Source organism: Cerasicoccus arenae (genome assembly GCF_014651635.1).
Classification (GTDB): Bacteria; Verrucomicrobiota; Verrucomicrobiia; order Opitutales; family Cerasicoccaceae; genus Cerasicoccus; species Cerasicoccus arenae.
The window spans coordinates 29421-47705 of sequence record NZ_BMXG01000016.1; the positions used below are offsets into that span (position 1 = coordinate 29421).

At 54.7% G+C, this 18285-nt stretch carries 10 protein-coding genes; 4 read left to right on the top strand and 6 right to left on the bottom strand.

The features are described from left to right. Positions 1-275: 275 nt before the first annotated feature. Both IE065_RS12620 and IE065_RS12625 read left to right on the top strand, forming a co-directional pair. Entirely contained in the window at positions 276-4445 is a 4170-nt protein-coding gene (locus tag IE065_RS12620) for a TIM-barrel domain-containing protein (protein WP_189515627.1), read from the top strand. A 174-nt stretch (positions 4446-4619) separates the two neighbouring features. After that, a complete protein-coding gene (locus IE065_RS12625) occupies positions 4620-7502 on the top strand; it encodes an alpha-amylase family glycosyl hydrolase (protein ID WP_200163263.1) in 2883 nt (960 codons plus the stop codon). A gap of 656 nt (positions 7503-8158) precedes the next feature. On the opposite strand, the gene IE065_RS12630 is transcribed toward IE065_RS12625, so the two are convergent. Continuing rightward, a complete protein-coding gene (locus IE065_RS12630) occupies positions 8159-8938 on the bottom strand; it encodes a PEP-CTERM sorting domain-containing protein (protein ID WP_189515634.1) in 780 nt (259 codons plus the stop codon). A gap of 136 nt (positions 8939-9074) precedes the next feature. Between IE065_RS12630 and IE065_RS12635 the strand changes: the two genes are divergently transcribed. Further along, positions 9075-10142 (top strand): LacI family DNA-binding transcriptional regulator, encoded by a 1068-nt coding sequence (locus IE065_RS12635; RefSeq protein WP_189515636.1) that lies wholly within the window; start codon positions 9075-9077, stop codon positions 10140-10142. Positions 10143-10330: 188 nt separating this feature from the next. After that, positions 10331-11596, top strand: a complete 1266-nt coding sequence (locus IE065_RS12640) for a glycosyl hydrolase (protein ID WP_189515638.1) — start codon at positions 10331-10333, stop codon at positions 11594-11596. A 21-nt stretch (positions 11597-11617) separates the two neighbouring features. On the opposite strand, the gene IE065_RS12645 is transcribed toward IE065_RS12640, so the two are convergent. The 5 genes from IE065_RS12645 to IE065_RS12665 form a co-directional block, all read right to left on the bottom strand. After that, the gene (locus IE065_RS12645; protein ID WP_189515640.1) at positions 11618-12922 is read right to left on the bottom strand and encodes a dicarboxylate/amino acid:cation symporter; all 1305 of its coding nucleotides are present in this window, start codon (positions 12920-12922) and stop codon (positions 11618-11620) included. A 251-nt stretch (positions 12923-13173) separates the two neighbouring features. Then, positions 13174-14898 carry a hypothetical protein gene (locus tag IE065_RS12650; RefSeq protein ID WP_189515642.1) on the bottom strand — a complete coding sequence of 575 codons (1725 nt, stop codon included), beginning with the start codon at positions 14896-14898 and terminating at the stop codon, positions 13174-13176. A 123-nt stretch (positions 14899-15021) separates the two neighbouring features. Then, positions 15022-16038: a tryptophan--tRNA ligase gene (gene trpS, locus IE065_RS12655; protein ID WP_189515644.1), complete on the bottom strand. Its 1017-nt coding sequence runs from the start codon at positions 16036-16038 to the stop codon at positions 15022-15024. Between the two features lie 293 nt (positions 16039-16331). Beyond that, on the bottom strand, positions 16332-17678 hold the full coding sequence (gene xseA, locus IE065_RS12660) for an exodeoxyribonuclease VII large subunit (RefSeq protein ID WP_200163264.1): 1347 nt from the start codon (positions 17676-17678) through the stop codon (positions 16332-16334). Continuing rightward, positions 17650-18258, bottom strand: coding sequence for a TVP38/TMEM64 family protein (locus IE065_RS12665; protein WP_189515646.1), 609 nt, complete (start codon positions 18256-18258; stop codon positions 17650-17652). The genes xseA and IE065_RS12665 overlap by 29 nt, the downstream gene beginning before the upstream one ends. Positions 18259-18285: the final 27 nt, after the last annotated feature.

Here is an 18285-nt window from a genome sequence, read left to right on the forward strand (position 1 = left end):
TTGACAGTTTAACGCCTGCTAACGATCAGACGCTATTCGGTGAACAAAAATCACGCCTGTTAAACTGTCCAACTGCTTGCCACTTTTCGTCCTATGTACGGCGTGTATGGTTAGCCCTGAAGCCAGCGAGTGCTTCAAACTATATTCCCCGAATCCTCCCCAATGACACCTCCTGTGATCGCGATAGCCCAAATGTTCCACGGTAGGATTCGTGCGCGTGCCTGACAATTCACACCAACCATCGAATTATCGAAACCGAATACAAGTAAATCGCCATGAAACAACATACAACCTGCTCGAGGAACTTCCTCAGCTTTAACTTCGGGAGAATGGGCATTCTGTTGCTCCTCCTGTTTACAGGGTGGAGCACTACCCTGTTTAGCCAAACGACCACCGCTGGATCGGTGACCTCTGCGACAACACAAATGGAATCCGGAAAGCAAAAAGCTGTATTTAGCCTGAGCACCGGCGGCGTTTGTGAAATCATCCCTTACGCGCCCGACGTCATCCGAGTTAAGTTTGATTGGAGCGGCATTGAGTCCCATGAAGACATCGCCATTGATAAGCCCCTCGGCGACTGGCCTGCATTCACTGCGACGTTCACCGACGCTTCGGTCTACACGATCGAAACCGACGACCTAATCGTGGAAGTCACCAAGAGTCCCAACATCAAAATCGATTTCGTTGATAAGACTCAAAGCGGGCAATACCTGCTACGGGATAAGCGTATGGAGTATGACACGGGCTACGATCCCTATGGCGACACCTCTTTCCAGTTGCTCAAAAGCAGCAACGACATCGCCGCCTGGTACCGGGTGCGCGTGGTCAAGGAAAGCCCCGCCAACGAGTCTTACTTCGGCTTGGGCGAAGTGCCGTTTCAACTGAACCGTCGCGGCCAAGTCGTGCAAGGCTGGAACTCGGACTCCTTCTATTGGAACGACCAAAAGAACCCAATGTACATGACGATGCCGTTCATGTATGGCGTGCAGAGCCCAACAGGTAATCATCCCGGATTTTCCTATGGCGTCTTCTGGAACAACCCGGCTCGCCCTAACTTCATGTTCCAAAAGGAACGCCCCTACGGCGGTGCCCAGCGCAACCAGCTGACCACCGTCAACGACCAGTTCTCCTTTGAATCAACTGAGGGCTACATTGACTACTTCTTCTTCGGTGGCGGTGACGACCACACGCCAGCAGATGTGCTTAGCCGCTACACCGAGCTGACTGGCATGCCAGCGCTCCCAGCCCAATGGTCGCTAGGACACCATCTCTCACGCTGGACTTATACCGAGGACCAGATGCGCAACATCGTGGCCACCGCCCGTGCGCAAGGCTATCCGCTCGATGCGATTTACTTCGACATCGACTATATGGACAGCGATCCACACATCGTCCCACCCGGCGGCACGTTTCAAGATAACGAATACCGCGGCAACAACGACATGCGCCAGCTCACCTTCCAAGATGACGCGAACAATTCTAACTACTGGTTCAAGGACGGCGTCAGCCTGATCAGCTACCTGCACACCAACAATGTAAAGGCGATTCCGCTAATTGAAGCTTGGTTAGCCACCGCCGATCCACTATGGACCGAAGCGAATAATCTCTCGCACCTGATCTCCAATAACAACAGTAGTACGTCCATTAACTGGCTGTTCTTTGGCGATGTTTCCTACCTCGACTTCACTAGCTCTGCAGCACAAAGTTGGTGGAAGGGCAAGCAACAGGATTACCTGGACACCTACGCCTTCGACGGCATTTGGAATGACCTCAATGAACAGGCCGACGAGCGCGACACCGTTCAGGACTCCCAGCCCATCCCATTAAGCGGCCTCTACGACGCCGATGGACGCTATGGTTCCAGCACCAACGATTACCGCCGCCAGCAGATCTACCTGAAGAACACATACAACGTTTATCAGGCGAGCAACACCTACGACACTTTGGCGGAACAATATCCGAACACGCGTCCGTTTGTGCTCTCTCGCGCAGGTTGGCCCGGCATTCAGCGCTACGCCTTCAATTGGAGCGGTGACAATGTCAATGAAAGTGCTGGCGGTGCCTACGGACAAGCGCCAAGCATGCGCGTTGGCCTGAGCACCATGATCTCCGGTCAGGTTTACTTCGGCCATGATCTTGGCGGCTTCCTAGGCAGCGTTTCCAGCGAATCCATGACCCGCTGGGCTCAATGGTGCAGCCTCATGCCCTTCTTCCGCAATCACTCGGGTAAGTGGGACCAACTACGTGAGCCTTGGACGTATGCCAATGCCACTGATATCAAGGCCGCACTGGAACTGCGCTCCGCCATCATGCCTTACTTCTATTCACTGGCTTACCGCGCTTCGACCACGGGTCTGCCGTTGAACAATCCCTTGTTCTTCTCTTTTCCGAACGACCCGCAAACACACTTGGCCAGTAGCGACCTCGACTTCATGGTCGGCCCCTACCTGCTTGCATCACCAGTCACACAGACCGGTGCCACCCAGCGCAGCACTTACCTGCCTAGTGGAACCAATTGGTATTACTGGCACGATGATTCCTTCCACAGTGGTGGCTCAACGGTCGTCAAGTCCACACCCATCAGCGTGATGCCGATGTATGTCGCAGAGGGTGGGATTATCCCAATGCGCCCGGTGCTGCAATACGCCAATGAGTTCCAGCCTACTGAGCTAACGATCCACACTTGGCCAAGTGAAAATCAGACCAGCTTCACGCTCTATGACGACGATGGCGAAACCTTCGATTACGAAGGCGGAGAGTATGCGATCACCGAGTTGACAAACCAAACCACCAGCGGCTTGTGGAGCTTCACCATCGGTGCCAAGCAAGGAACCTACGACCACGGACATGATTATTACATGGTGGTGCGCCATTCGATCGACTCTCCGACTTCGGTGGAAATCAACAGTGTGGCGGCGTCCGCCTTTGGTAGCCTTGGCGCTTTGCAGGCCGCATCCTCCGGTTACTTCTACGACAGCAATGAGCGCTGCCTCTATGTCCGGACTGATGAGACCAGTCAAGCGGTCACCATTACCGCAGGCGACAATTCAGCCAACCAGATTACGCTGTATTACATCACCGACTTCGCCAACCTCATCCATTACGATGCAGGCATCGATGCTTCCTGGACGACCTTTCCCGGCGAAGCGCTCAGCAGCAGCATCTATCCGGGCGTGAAGTCATTCACCGTCAATGACACCAGCGTTGAGTTCGCCTTCACCGACGATGGCACGAACTGGGACAACAATGGCGGCGGCAACTACACGATCAACGCCGCAGGCGTTTACACCGTCGATCCGGTTTCCGGCACGATTGTCAGTGGCCCTCCGCAGGAGTTCACGGTTCACTATCTCCCTCCCATCGGATGGACGGAAGCCACGATGCACTACAGCGCCAACGGTGGCGACTGGTCAGTCTTCCCCGGTGTTAGTATGGCAGTCAGTACTGCCGACACGGATTACTATGAGTTGACCGTTTACGCCAGTCAACTGACGCAGATCGCATTCACCGATGATGGCACGAACTGGGAAAATAATGGCGGTGCCAATTACACCATTACCACACCTGGCGTCTACACCATCGACTCCACCGACAACTCGGTGTCCAGCGGACCTCCCGGAGGTATCAGACTGTTCTATGAAACAATCTGGTCCCCTGCTTATGTCCACTACAATGCCGACGGCGCAGGCTGGACAACGTCCCCCGGCGTTCAGATGCAAGCAACCGCGATGTCCAACTTCAAATACATCGAAATCAATGCGAACACACTCGAATTCGCTTTCAACGACGGCTCGGGGACGTGGGATAGTAACAACGGCAACAACTATATGATCAGCCAACCCGGCCTCTACACCGTAGGTTTTGGTGGCAACCTGCTGCCCGATTACAACCCGATCCGCATCGAGATATTCTACGACTCGGCGTTCAGCCCACAAACCCGCATGCATTACAATGTGGATAGCCTAGGCTGGACTACGATGCCGGGTGACCTGATGGACGAAGACGCTGCCTTCCCCGGCTATGAGCACATCATCATTGAAGGAACATCGATTGAGTTCGCCTTTACTGATGACGGTACAAACTGGGATAACAACGGCGGCAGCAACTACACCATCGCCAACGCCGGAGTCTACAGCATCGATTCGTCAACCAACACGATCACCTCGGGTTATCCAGCCGTGACCATATACTACTCGACACAGTGGAGCAACGCCAACATCCACTACAACGCCGACAGCAGCGGGTGGACCTCCACTCCCGGAATCGCCATGAGCACCAGCTCGATCTCGGGCTACAAGGCCATCACCATCGACGCCACCAATGTTGAGTTTGCCTTCAACGACAACAACGGCACATGGGACAGCAATGGTGGCCTGAACTACAGTGTCAGCGGCAAAGGCGTCTACACGGTTGAGAACGGAACCGTCACTGCTGGCGCTCCTTAAACCTAGCCACGCTAAATCTCCAAGCGCGCAACGGCACTGTCCGTTGCGCGCTTTTTTTTATGCGTTAAACTGTAAAACGTAGTGATGCTATATAATTTCCTGTCAGCCAGTATGTTCGTATTAGTTGGAACCACTTCCACCCGTTAACCCAACCCCCTGTATCCCATGAAATGCATGAATCCCCTTCGAAGACTGGCCGCTGCGCTCTTAGCCGTTTCCAGTCTCGCCATCACCATTCCGTCCGCTCATGCGGACTGGTTCTTCCGCGGCACGCCAAACAATTGGGACGCCGCGCAAATGACCCAAGTCGACGCCACGACCTACGAGACCATTCAAACCTTCAATGGCGAAGACGCCACCGCACGCTTCAAAATCGACCTCTATGGTGACTGGACGCAGAGCTATCCGGCGCAGGATAACGTAGTCACGGACTTCAAGACCTACAAGATTTCGATTAACACCAACACACAGGCAATCACCGTCACCGAGTATCCAGCCGTTTGGTATTTTCGCGGCACTCCCAACAGTTGGAACGCCGCACAAATGACGCATCTCGGCGGAGACATGTTTGAGTATACTGCAACGTTTAACGGCGAGGAGTCACCCGCGCGCTTCCTTATCGATCACTACGCTGACTTCTCGGAGCGCTATCCCGCGCAAGACTATAATGTGACCGACAACAAAACCTACCGCATTACGTTCAACCAAGCGACCAAAGACATCACGGCAGAAGAAGTTTGGCCACCAGACCAGTGGTATTTCCGCGGTACGTCTAATGGCTGGAACAACGCGGAGATGACACGCTTGTCCGCAAACACCTACGAATACATCACCACCTTTAACGGTGAGGAATCGCCCGCACGTTTTCTCATCGATCACTACGGCGACTTCTCCGAACGCTACCCTGCGCAGGACTACAATGTAACCGACGACCGCATTTACCGCATTACCTTTAACAGCGACACTCAGCAGATCACGACTGAGGAGCTGGGCGTCATCGAGCCTTGGTATTTCCGTGGTACGCCAAACGCCTGGAACACCACTGCGATGACTCACATCGGCAATGGCTTTTACGAATACATCGCGACATTCAACGGCGAGGAATCACCCGCGCGCTTCCTCATCGATCGCTACGGGGACTTCTCGGAGCGTTATCCAGCACAGGACTACAATGTAGCTGACAATAAAACCTACCGCATCGTGTTCGATGTCGTCACGAAGAATATCGAGGTCAATGAGCTCGGCGGCACAAGCGGCGATTTCCGCGAAGAAACCATTTACTTCCTGATGACCACGCGCTTCTTCGACGGCGATACATCAAACAACATGAAGTGCTGGGACGGTTCGCTCAACCCAGCCTCCGACCCAGCCTGGCGCGGCGACTTCAAGGGACTGATTGAAAAACTCGACTACATCAAGGCACTCGGCTTCACCGCGATCTGGATTACGCCCGTCGTTAAGAACGCAAGTGGCTATGATTACCACGGCTACCACGCCATCGATCACAAGCAGGTGGACTTCCGCTACGAATCCAACGGCGTCACTTACCAAACGCTCATCGATGCAGCACACGCCCGCGGTATGAAAGTCATCCAGGACATCGTCCTGAACCATTCCTGCAACTTCGGAGAAGAAAATCTCTACCCGTTGTTCGACCGCTCTGAGACCATTGACTTCAATGAAATCGCCGACAATGCGATGACGATTACCGACCCGAACAATGTTCTTCCCGCAGACTACCTAACGCTAGTGCCCAACGCACAATACGGCGCCCGCATCGACGCAATGAAGGAGGACGTCAACGATGTAGACTTCATCTACCACCATGAAAAATCCCTGCAGTGGGAAGGCTACACGGTGCAGACAGCACAGATCGCTGGCGACACGGTAGACCTCAACACGGAGAACCCAACCACCGCGCAATATCTCATCGATGCCTACAACCACTACATCGACATGGGCGTGGACGCCTTCCGCGTGGACACCGTGAAACACATCTCGCGCCTCACGTTTAACAACACGTTTATCCCCGCCTTCAAGGCGCGCGGCGGCGAAGACTTCTATATCTTCGGCGAAGTCGCCACACGCTACCGCCAAGTCTGGAACAGCAACATCCCCGCGATCTCCACGCCGTTCTACACCTGGGCGGAAACACAGTCTTATCCATGGGGCACGCGTGTGCAAAACGAAGCATCCACCTTCCAACACTGGCAGGACAATGACACCGTCGACAACGAACCGACCAGCAACAACCACCAGCTAATCGGCAACGACTACCACACGCCGGATCATTCGCTCAATTCGGGCATGGCAGTGATCGACTTCCCAATGCACTGGAATTTCCAAAACGCCTACGACGCCTACAATGTCGCGCTTGGCGGGGACCTCTGGTACAACGACGCCACTTACAACGTCACCTACGTCGACTCTCATGACTATGCTCCCGACGGTGCGCCGGAGAATCAACGCTTTGCCCAACCACAGGATGTCTGGGCTGAAAACCTGAGCCTCATGTTTACGTTCCGCGGTATTCCCTGTATTTACTACGGCAGCGAGATTGAATTCCAGAAGGGCCTGGTCATCGACGTCGGCCCCAATTCGCCGCTCTCGCAAACCGGTCGCGCTTACTTCGGGGACCACATCGAAGGCAGTGTCACGGTGTCGGACTTTGGGGAATACTCCAACGCCACCGGCGCAATGGCGACCACGCTCAGCCACCCACTCGCGCAACACATCCGCCGCTTGAATCAAATCCGACACGCAGTGCCAGCCTTGCAGAAGGGCCAGTATTCAACCGATGGCGTGAGCGGTGGCATGGCGTTCAAACGTCGCTACACCGACGCGAATACCGACAGCTTTGTGCTGGTCGCCGTGAGCGGTGGAGCCACCTTCAATGGCATTCCTAACGGGACCTATGTCGACGCCGTCACTGGCGACGTCCAAAACGTAGGCGGCGGCAGTTTGACCGCCAGTGTCAGCGGCAAGGGCAACATGAAGGTCTACGTATTGAACGGCCCCGGCAAGATCGGCAGCGACGGAACCTACCTGAAGCCCTAACCGATCAATAGAAGAACATGGCAACTGTCACCCTCAAGTAATTAGACAAACACTACTGCTCAAAAAAAAGAGCCCTCCACGCCGTAAAGGGAATCGACCTGCAAATCAAGGACCGCGAGTTCATGGTGCTGGTCGGTTCCGACGGCTGTGGTAGATTCACAATGCTGCGGATTATCGCCTGTGAACGGTGGCAAGTGTGACAGGTGGCGGGCTTGTGGGGCATACACCTTCGCGACATTATTGGCACTAAGCCGACATATGCATCCCCCCCTACGAACTACTCAATTCAAGTCGCTAGAAAAAATCATCAATTGAGGCGGTGACCGTGTCCACTTAAACTGAGCCGCTTGCCAAGTTAGTCTGGGCCTTTATTGACCCGCTCCCAATCTTCATGCCATTGGCAGTGCTAGGATTTTCCGTTTCGATTGGGTGGTTGTAGTCTTGGATGCAGCTTGCTGGGCGCATGTGGCCGGAGGCCGATATCCCAGTTGTTAGGCCTTTGTTCAAAGCAATTTAACTGCCACCTCACACTGTGCGTCTTATACCTATTCAATACGTGCGTCTGCCGTGGCAGACTTGCAGGCACTAAAAAACACGGGCGTCCCCCAACGCCCGTGCTTAATAAACCGCATCAATTAAGATGTGACTTGAATTGCCTACTTGGCCTTCATAGAGCGACGGCGAAGCATGCAAAGTAATACAGCACCACCCAAAATGCCGGCATAGGCGCTTGGCTCAGGAATGACGGTCAGGGTGTTCAACTGAGTGATATTGTCGTAATAAAGTGTATTGTCATCCGCGCCAAAGGAGCGCACAAGGAACGAAGTCGCTAGCTTACTTCCACTATGGGAGTAGACCCCAGCATCAATCAATGAGGACGTAACGGTATCATAAAAGTAAAGTGAAGTTTCACCAGCCTGCAAAGTGAGGCCTGTTCCATCGACCACTTCCGGGCCATCCGAACCATTGTGAACGATGTAGGCGGTATAATGCCGATCCTGTTCCAGTGTTGGCAGCGAGCCAGACACCGGCGACGTATTGTCCAGTGTGGTAAGGACACCGTTGTCAATACTCCAAGCCGCATATGCATTGCTGTTTACGTCACCTTGCCCCAAACCAAAACGCGTGGGTCCCGTTTGCGCTGTAGTGGGCTCGTACATATCAAAACTGTATGTCATAAGCGTGGAGACGGAATTGACGCGTGAAAATGAAGAGCCACCATCCAGAAACGCGAACTGATTGGGCGAGCCAAAGGGAGTCGCTGTCGTCTGATCAGCAATGCCAAAGTCCAAATATAGCTTTGGGCTGCTGCTTACGTCCTGATCATTGCCCAGCGGATATGATTCCATGTCGTCATAGAATATGACTGCGCCGTTGGCTGAAGAAACGGTTAGGCCTGTAAATAGTGCTAAGAATGTGGTGCTAAGAATTTTCATAAGGGTATGTGCTAAGGGTTTTGCTTTAATACAGGGCTAGTTTTTCAAGATATCGCTCACCTCGCAATACTGACGCTTTTAAACGCGTTGAAATTTCTGGCGTATACTGCTGGAATGTCTATATTTGAAGCTAGAAATGGCGCAATCCCCCCCTCCCCCCACTCTGCGCGAATTAGCAAAAATTCTAAAAATAAGCGCAGCCACAGTCTCACTCGCTCTGAGAAACGACCCTCGTGTCGCAGCCGCCACCCGCCACCGCGTAGTCGTCGCTGCCCAGAAATATGGCTATCGGATAAATCCGGCTATTGCTTCACTAATGTCACAAGTTCGGTCAACACGACGAGTCGCCTACCAAGAAACCATTGGCTGGCTCAATTTCTGGGACCAGCGAGACATTTACCAAAAAACCGGCGTCGAGTTCCAACGTTACATGTGGGAAGGCGCTCGAAAGCGCGCCGAAGAATTTGGCTACACCTTGGACAGCATTTGGATGCAGGAAGAGCAAATGACCCAGCGCCGGGCAACAGATATCCTGAGCGCACGTGGCATTCGCGGCATTCTCATTCCACCATTGCCGGAATCAGCCGCTCTGCCCGACATCCACTGGCCTGCCTTCAGCGCAATCACCATGAGCTACACCATGGCGAATCCACACTTGGATCGCGTTGTCCCGAACCACTTTAACAACACACAAATCATCCTACAGACCTTGCAGTCCAAGGGCTACCGGCGGCTCGGATTGATGATCCCTCATGGCTACGATGAACGCACCGGCAACCGCTGCATGGCTGCCTATGCATTGATGCAACAATCTTTGCCTGTCAAAGACCGCATTCCCGCCCTGCAATGTCATCCAAGCAATATTGAGGCACCCAGCATCGCCTGGTTAAACCAATATAAACCCGACGCGGTGATCACCATGGGCACTCTCAAGCATGTCAAACAGGTCGAAGGCGTTAACAAGAGGTATTTGCAAAGGCTAGGACTAGCTCTGATGAGCAATGCCGCCAGTGACGCAGGGTGGTGCGGAATCAACGAAAACCCATTCATCATTGGCTCAACCGCAGTCGAGCAGTTGGCATTTAAATTACAAAGCAATCAAATCGGTTTGCCGAACCACCCCAAGCTCATCGAGATCGAAGGCACTTGGGAGGAAGGCTGCTCTGCACCACCCATCAGGCAGAAACAAAATTTTAAAAGGTGACCTAATCCCAAATTCAAACTGCCACAGCGGCATTGATTGATCGACTCCGGCTTTTCAAACCAAATTCGCCTCATTTCGTTGCATTAAATTGCATTTTAAATTGACGTCTACAGCCTTCTACTAAAAGATACGATTTAGCAAACATAGCTTTAGCGTTGAAATCGCGCCCCCTCCTCCCCCCCCATTGTATGCTCACCGCAATCCCTTCCTCATCGCGACTCCTAGTGCTCGGCTTGGCCTTTGTGACTCTACTGACAGCTCACATGCGCGCCGATGACGACGTGCGCATCGTCGACTGCGATAAGCCAGTCAAAAGCACGAAGCGCGGTGTTTGCCTGAATAAGATCAGTGCCGCAGATTTCATGGCGCTATCACCGTCAGTCAGTTGGTGGTATAACTGGCACTTCACCGAAGACCTACCCGACCCCAAAGAGGCCAAAATGACGTTTTACCCCATGATTTGGGGCGACCGCCCCGATAGCCTCAAAGGACTGGATGATTATCTCGACGACCACGACGTGCCCTATGTCCTCGCTATCAATGAACCCAATTTGAAAGGCCAAGCCTTCATCACGCCCAAGGAGACTGCGGCTTTATATGAAAAAATAGAGCGCATTGCCAAGCGCCACGGCGCAACCGTTGTCGGGCCCAACATGGCGCTGGGTTCAGCGGACGGCGACAGCATCACCGCCTTCGATCCGGTCGAACGCAAGAAAATCACCTACACTTTTCAAAATCCCTTCCTCAACGCCTTTTACCACTATGTGGGTGAGAACGACGACGCGCCGGTGGGCTCGCACTCCTATGGCAATTTTGGTGAGCTGAGCTGGCTCGTGCAAATGATGTACGACACCTACCAGCGCCCAATCTGGGTCACCGAGTTCGCTGAATGGAACGCTGGCAGCGCCGCCGCTGAACGCGATTACCTGATCCAATCTGTCGACCTGATGGAGCGCCTGCCCTTCGTGCAAGGCTACGCTTGGTTCAAAGACCGGGTGGACAGCAACGGGAAACTCAGCTTGCTTGGCGGGAATGGCCAGCTAACCGAACTCGGGAAAACCTACGTCAACATGCCAGTGCACGATCCCAATGTTTATTATCGCCTCCCAGGGCGCCTGCAGGCCGAGTCTTATCGCGAGGCGAAGGAGCCGAAGATTGCGTCCACCTCCGATGAGGACGGCTTCTTGGAAATGGTCTGCTCGGGCGGCGACGCCACGCTGACCTACAACGTGCATGTTGAGCAGGAAAAACGATTCAACGTCACCGTCCGCATGTTCTCGAAAACGGGCACGAAGGTTGAGATATTCCAAGACGGAAAAGTCGCGGCTGAGGTCGAAAACCACGGTAGCGGCTGGTCGAGCGAATCAACCACGATCAACCTTCCAGCCGGCAATCACATCCTCGGTGTGCGCTGCTCCGCCCCCGTGAAGCTCAACTGGATCGAGTTCCAGTAAACAAACGGAGAGGCGCAGCCGTTAAGGTTCATACACCGGCTCGCCTTCGGTCTTGCCGATGATGACCGCCGCACAGGTGTCGCTGAAGACGTTCACGCTTGTGCGGCACATGTCCAGCGCACGGTCGACCACCCAGACCAAACCAATGTATTCCGTGGGGATGCCCAGCACGCCCATGATCAGGAAGATCGCCACAATGCTTGCCGAGGGCACGCCCGCCACGCCAATGGAGGTCGTCAGCGCCAAGATCACCACCATGATCTGCTGGCTCAATGTCAGCGGTATAAAGCTCGGGTCAATCACCGCCATGACCTGCGTCACGAAGATCACCACCACGCATTCATACAGCGCCGTGCCGTCCATATTAACCGTGGCCCCGAGCGGCAAGGTAAAGCTGGCGGTGCGCTGAGAGACCTTAGCCTCCTGCTCCACCGTTTCCATCGTCAACGGCAGCGTACCCGCCGAACTCGCCGTGGAAAACGCTGTGAGCAGCGGGTCGGACATCTTCTTCAAATGCGTCCACGGATTAACCTTAAAGAAGGCCAGCACTCCGCAAAGCGCGACGACGTGCAAGATCAAGCCCAGTACCACCGTAAGCGTAAACTTTGCCAACGGGCCGACCAAATCCAAGCCTAGCTCCACTAAACGTGGCGTGACCAATGCAAAAACACCAATCGGCGCGAATTTTAAAATCAAATCAGTCACACTGATCATGACCTTGCTCACGCCCTCCCAGAAATTCACTTGCGTGTCACGCCAGTTCTTATCCAGACGGCTAATGAAAAATCCGAACAGTACACTGAAAGTAATGAGCCCCAGCAACTGGCCGTTGTTACTCGCGTTCGCAATGATGTTCTCAGGAAACATTCGCAGGAACACATCCCAGATGTCCTGCGCACTCTTCCCCGCAACTTTGGACTCGATGATCTCGCCAGCGCCAGCGGCTTGCGCGTTGGCCTCCATCCGAGCAGCCACATCTGGGGCCACCGTGCCTGGCGAAATCACGTTGACCAGCACGAGGCCAATCGTCACCGCAACCGCGCCGCTGCACACATAATAGGCCAGTGTTTTGAAACCCATGCGTCGAAAATCATTGCCGCCAGTCAAGCCAGCCATCGCCGAAATGATCGAGCTACCCACCAGTGGCACGATGATCATCTTCAACGCGTTCATGAACAGCTTGCCCAGGAAACCACAAGCCCCAAGCACGTTCTCACCCAGCGCGCCGTCTAGACCGCCAGTTGACTTAATAACAAACGCCGTGAGGGCCGACAGCACCAGCGCAATCAGGATTTGCCAGTGCAGTTTCCACTTAAGAGGGTTCATTAGCGCGCTTTGAGGGTTCGTAAACCGGGGTTAATTAACAGGGCATTCGATCGATGGTTGCGCTTGGCCAAGGCCACAAGGCCGCATGTGGAATAGGCCATCATCAACCGGCAATGCCGCATTTGCTGTATGAACGGTATGCACCGCATGTACGGTCACGCCATCGCTTGTGGAAGTCGAAGAGCAGCCCACTGCAAACATGAAAAAGAGTAACGCCAGCGCGTAAGCTTTGTATCGCAAAGTTCGTATCATCACTTCGGGAACTTTGGCGCGGAAGATCGGCGCTGACCAGCAGGAATTTCAATCACATCACCTTCGGCGGCAACTTCGTCGTTTTTGTAAATTTGCACGTACACGGGTTCGTCAGAATTTGGCGCAACCCACTGCCACTTGCCAATCTCCAGAAACTCCATCGGTACGCCTTCAGTCTCGGACAAGCCCGGCCCGACCCCACGCACATACGGCTTGTTACCAATGCCAATCAGCACTTGCGCGATCAGCGTTGTCACCCCCTTCTGCTTCTTCGACTTGGACTTGGGCGAAGTCTCCGGCAGGTCACCAATCAATTCCGGCTGCGCAGGCTCGGCTTCTTCAACACCTTCTGCCTCATCATCCACAGCGGGCTCGATATCGCCGAAGTCATCCCAATCATCAAAGCCCATGCCTCCCTCATCCACCGCTTCGTCATCGACGACCGCCACGGCTTCTTCAGCAGATTCTTCTTCAGCGACTTCTATTTCTTCGGCGGGTGCCTCTTCCTCGTCCGCATCACTGCTCAGGGCGATATCAAAGTCATCCTCGTCTTCCAACCCATCCAAGTCCTCCAGCGAGTCCAAATCCACCAGCTCGTCGATCGCTTCTGAATCGTCCGATTCCTCTGTTGCTTCCTGCTCATCATCGATAACGACTTCCTCGGCTATATCCTCCGGCTCTTCTTCCAACGCAAGCGTCTCGATTTCCTCTTCCTGATCGTCGCCAGCCTCAGGCTCGGTGGCCGCCTTTTCAGCCTCCATCTCGGCGTCGAAACGGGCGTCAAGCTGGTCGTACCCTTCTAAGTCAACGTTGGGCAGGTTCAAGGCTTCGGGCGGAAGAAATTCCGGCTCGGCACCATCATCCGCTTCCGACTCTTCGTATTCCGAATAATCATCGTCATCTTCCTGATCGGTCAACTCGACGTCGTCGCTCAAAATTCTAATTTCGCCGTAAGTCACGGCCTCAGCCGCAACGTTTTCTTCAACTTCAGCTTCTAGCACACCATCCAAGGAATCCTCGGTAATCGTGGGTTCGTCCTCAGCCGCCACAGTGCTTTTTTGATCAACCGGCGTGGAAGTCAATAACTGCGCAGCCGTATCGCTCATCATGGCAATAATGCTCTGGTAGCGCCCTGCCAATTCACCTAAGAGCGAAACCTGCATTGGTAAGCCTTGTAGCTTGGAAAGCGCAGCGTTGAGCTTGTTATGCTGCGCATCAGTAGTCATCCCGACCTGCTCCGTGATGGACTGCGCAAATTCTTCCCGAACCGCATCGAGTTGCTCGCGTAGGGCGGCGCGGAGTTGGTCCGGATCGATGCCCGCCGCTCCTGCCCCTGCCTGGCCCTTACCGATTCGAGACTCCATTCGGTCCAATAATGTCTCAAAGGTGCCTACAATTTCCGTATTCCGGTCAACGTGCTGGATGATGGTCTCGCCCACTTCCTGGATGCCAAGCATCGCAGACTCGATACGGCGCGCATTCTCCATGTTGCCTTGGCTCAGGTCGTATTCCTTCAGCTTGGCCATCGTGCGGAACTCCACGAAAAACGGTAAACAAGCAATGAAAGCTCCGGTAAAGATCGCCGCGAATATCCAGAAAATACTGATGGGGCTAAGCGGCGGCGGCGTTCTAAACCAGATCGTTGCCGCCGTCGCGACCAGCAACACATCGGCTACGATGAAAGGGATTTTGTTTATGCGCGGGAGCGGGACGTTGTCTTCCATGGATGCAAATCAATCAGAGTTGCCTTAAGGAAGTAGCGCCCCACAACAGGGAATACAAGGCAGAAGGGAATTAATGGGCAATACGTGGCGTAAATATAGCTTCCCGCCCTCCAACCAACATTCCTATCTGCCAACGAAGCCCGCCTTGCGCTGGACCTTGGACAGGATTTTGAACGCACGCTTCTGCGCCGCATCATCCCCCTGCTTCAGGACACTGGTCAGGTATTGCTTGTCAGCCTTGATGGCCTCGTATTTTTCGCGAATGGGGTTAATCATCGCCACAACGGCGTCGGCTACAGCCCCCTTGAAGGCCTGATAATTCTGCCCATCAAACTCGCGCTCAAGCTCAGCCACGTCTTTGCCTGTCGCAGCGCTGAGGATGCCCAATAGATTCGTCACGCCTGGCTTGTCGGGCGCGGCGCGCACTTCACCGCCAGAATCCGTTACCGCGCTGCCGATCTTTTTGCGGATCGTTTTTTCATCGTCGATAATGTAGAGCGTCGAAGCTTGGTTCTCGTCGCTTTTGGACATTTTCTTCTCGGGATTTTGCAGCGACATGATCCGCGCCCCCGTCTTCGGGATGAAGAGATCCGGCACCTTAAACGTCTCCGAATAGGTCGAATTAAACTTCTGCGCCAAATCGCGCGTAAGCTCCAGATGCTGCTTTTGATCCTCCCCCACCGGCACGATGTCGGCGTTGTAAATGAGAATGTCCGCCGCCATGAGCACCGGATAATACAGCAAGCCGCCGCCAATGAATCCGCGTGCTTCTTCTTGCTTCGCAGACTTGTCCTTAAACTGCGTCATGCGCTCCAGCTGACCCAGCGGGCAGAGGCAGCCAAGAATCCACGCCAACTCCGTGTGGCCGATGATGTGGCTCTGAATGAAGATGTTCGCCTTGTCCGGGTCGATGCCACAGGCGATGTATTGCGCAATGCACTCCAGAGTGTCTCGACGTAAATCAGCCGGCACATAGGGCACCGTGATCGCGTGCAAGTCGACAATGCCGAAGTAGCACTCGTAACCATCGAGATAACGCGTCCAATTACGCACCGCCCCGAGGTAATTACCGAGGTGGAGTTTGCCAGTGGGTTGGGCGCAGGTCAGCACGACCTGTCGTTCTGCGGGTGCGTCACTCATAATTGTAAAGCGTTCCATAAAGCCCATGATTGGCAAGGTTTCAAGGGTTACTTTACACGGCGGGCAGGTCGCAAAAGAATATCCCAATCACTCCATTAGCAGTATAGATCGTTCCCACCCTGCAATTTCGTTCTCATCTGAGGTAGGGCAGGCGCGTTCCCGCGCCGCATCACTGCCTCTCCAAAGGTCACTAGAGGTGGCGCGGATCGTCCCTACGCGCAGTTTCAACCAACTGACCAGCGTGGCGCATGCGACGCGGGAACGCGCCTGCCCTACCTAAAATCGACGGAAGACTAGGTTTCCTCGACTCGGGTGGCGATTTCGCCGTCTTGGAAGTCAAGGGCGAGAACATCACCCGGCTTCAGGACCGCCTTACGCGTGACAACTTGTCCCTGCTGGTCGCGAGCAACGGCAAAACCGCGCTTTAAAGTCTGTTGGAGGCTCACGCCCTCTAGTCGGGCCCTCATGACGGCGAGCTGGTCCTTTTCCCGGCGCAACGCCTGCCGCGTCGCCCGATCAAATCGACGGCCCAGAGCGGCCAAATTCTCCCGCTGACGGTGGATATGCTGTACCGGCGAAGCGCTCCCCAGCCGTTGACGCAGCAAACGCAGGTCCGTGGCCCCTTCTAGTAACTGACGGCGCGTCAGGGAATCAAAGCGACCCGCTAGCTCATCCAGCCGCAATTGCGCCTGCTGGATGCTTGCCCTTGGGTGATGCAACGCCAAACGCCGATGAAGCAGCTCAATCTCGTGCCGATGCGTGCGAAGCACTTCATCAATCGAACGATTATAATTTTTAGCGGCTTCTTTGGCCCGGTCACACAGCTCAATAAACAGGCTCGTAATTAGCTCTGCGGCAGCAGTCGGCGTCTCGGCCCGGCGATCAGCGGCAAAATCGCTCAAGGTGAAATCAATCTCGTGGCCCACGGCGGAAATCACCGGAACCGGCGACGCAGCAACGGCACGGGCGACGATTTCCTCGTTGAAGCACCAGAGGTCTTCCAGACTCCCCCCCCCCCTCATGACCACAATTAGCTCCGCCCCCCCCCATTCATGAATCCGGTTGAGCGCGGCCACGATGTCCATCGCAGCCCCCTCCCCCTGCACACGCGCCGGGGTAATGATCACGCGCCCCCGCCAACGGCGGCGCTCCAGCACGCGAAGAAAGTCCTGAATCGCAGCGCCCGTGGGAGACGTGACCACGGCCACCGTCTGCGGCCAAGCAGGAATCGGGCGTTTGCGTTCCGCGGCAAAAAGGCCCTCGGCAGCCAGCTTGGCCTTGAGCTGCTCAAAGCGCTCTTGCAAGCGGCCTTGCCCGACTTCCAGCACCGCCCGGCAGATATATTGATAGGAACCACGTGGCTCGTAGACATCCACGTCACCGTAAACCACCACCGCCAAGCCATCGCGCAGGTTGACCGTCTGCCGGAGCGCGTCCATCCGAAACAGCACGCAAGACAACTGGCTATCCGCGTCTTTCAGGGTGAAATAAACGTGGCCACTCGACTGACGGCGCAAATTCGACACCTCCCCCCGCACCCAACACGGCCGCAGGTGCTTCGTGAGCAACGCACGCACTTGGCGCGTAAACTCCCCCACCGTAATGGAGTCGTCAGGTCGTTGTTTTTGAGGCGACGGCACGGGCTTTATGATGGCTATGGACCATGCGGAAAATAATCACGATGGCGATCAGGAGAAATACCGCAAAAACAATCATACCAACGGACCCCTCGAAGATCGCGCCGGCAAAAACTACGAAGCCTGCCGCATGCAGCGCCTGGATCGGCACGGATACCAGAATATAACGCCAATAGCTCACTTTCGCCAGACCGAGCAGGTAGCTTTGCAGGAAAAGTGGCGTACCCGGCGTAATGCGCAAAAGCGCGATTACCCGGATTTCGTCTTCATCCGGCACTGCGGGCACTTTGATTTTCCGGCGCTCAAGTAATCGAAGAAGCGGCCCGCGCAGGAATGAGCGCGCCACCCAGTATGCCAGGGTGTCATTGATGGCAATGCCGATCATGGCCACGATCATCCCATAGACAGGGCCGTAGTAATAGCCGATCAGCATCAGCAGCGGCGACGCCGGAAAGGCAAATAGCGGCAGAATTCCCAACGCAGGCATCAGGTAGATCCGATCAATCTGATTCAGTATCTCAATTAGGCTATCCAATAGCTCGTGCATTGCGCGGCACACTACCCACAGCTGCTTGTAAGGCAAGGGAGGAAACAGGGTTGCTTGCGGTCC

What these genes read in the sequence shown, in the direction of transcription:
- IE065_RS12640 (WP_189515638.1), top strand. Translation starts at nt 10,331, where the DNA reads ATGCTCACCGCAATCCCTTCCTCATCGCGACTCCTAGTGCTCGGCTTG.
- IE065_RS12635 (WP_189515636.1), top strand. Translation starts at nt 9,075, where the DNA reads ATGGCGCAATCCCCCCCTCCCCCCACTCTGCGCGAATTAGCAAAAATT.
- IE065_RS12645 (WP_189515640.1), bottom strand. Translation starts at nt 12,922, where the DNA reads ATGAACCCTCTTAAGTGGAAACTGCACTGGCAAATCCTGATTGCGCTG.
- IE065_RS12630 (WP_189515634.1), bottom strand. Translation starts at nt 8,938, where the DNA reads ATGAAAATTCTTAGCACCACATTCTTAGCACTATTTACAGGCCTAACC.
- IE065_RS12650 (WP_189515642.1), bottom strand. Translation starts at nt 14,898, where the DNA reads ATGGAAGACAACGTCCCGCTCCCGCGCATAAACAAAATCCCTTTCATC.
- trpS (WP_189515644.1), bottom strand. Translation starts at nt 16,038, where the DNA reads ATGAGTGACGCACCCGCAGAACGACAGGTCGTGCTGACCTGCGCCCAA.
- IE065_RS12625 (WP_200163263.1), top strand. Translation starts at nt 4,620, where the DNA reads ATGAATCCCCTTCGAAGACTGGCCGCTGCGCTCTTAGCCGTTTCCAGT.
- IE065_RS12620 (WP_189515627.1), top strand. Translation starts at nt 276, where the DNA reads ATGAAACAACATACAACCTGCTCGAGGAACTTCCTCAGCTTTAACTTC.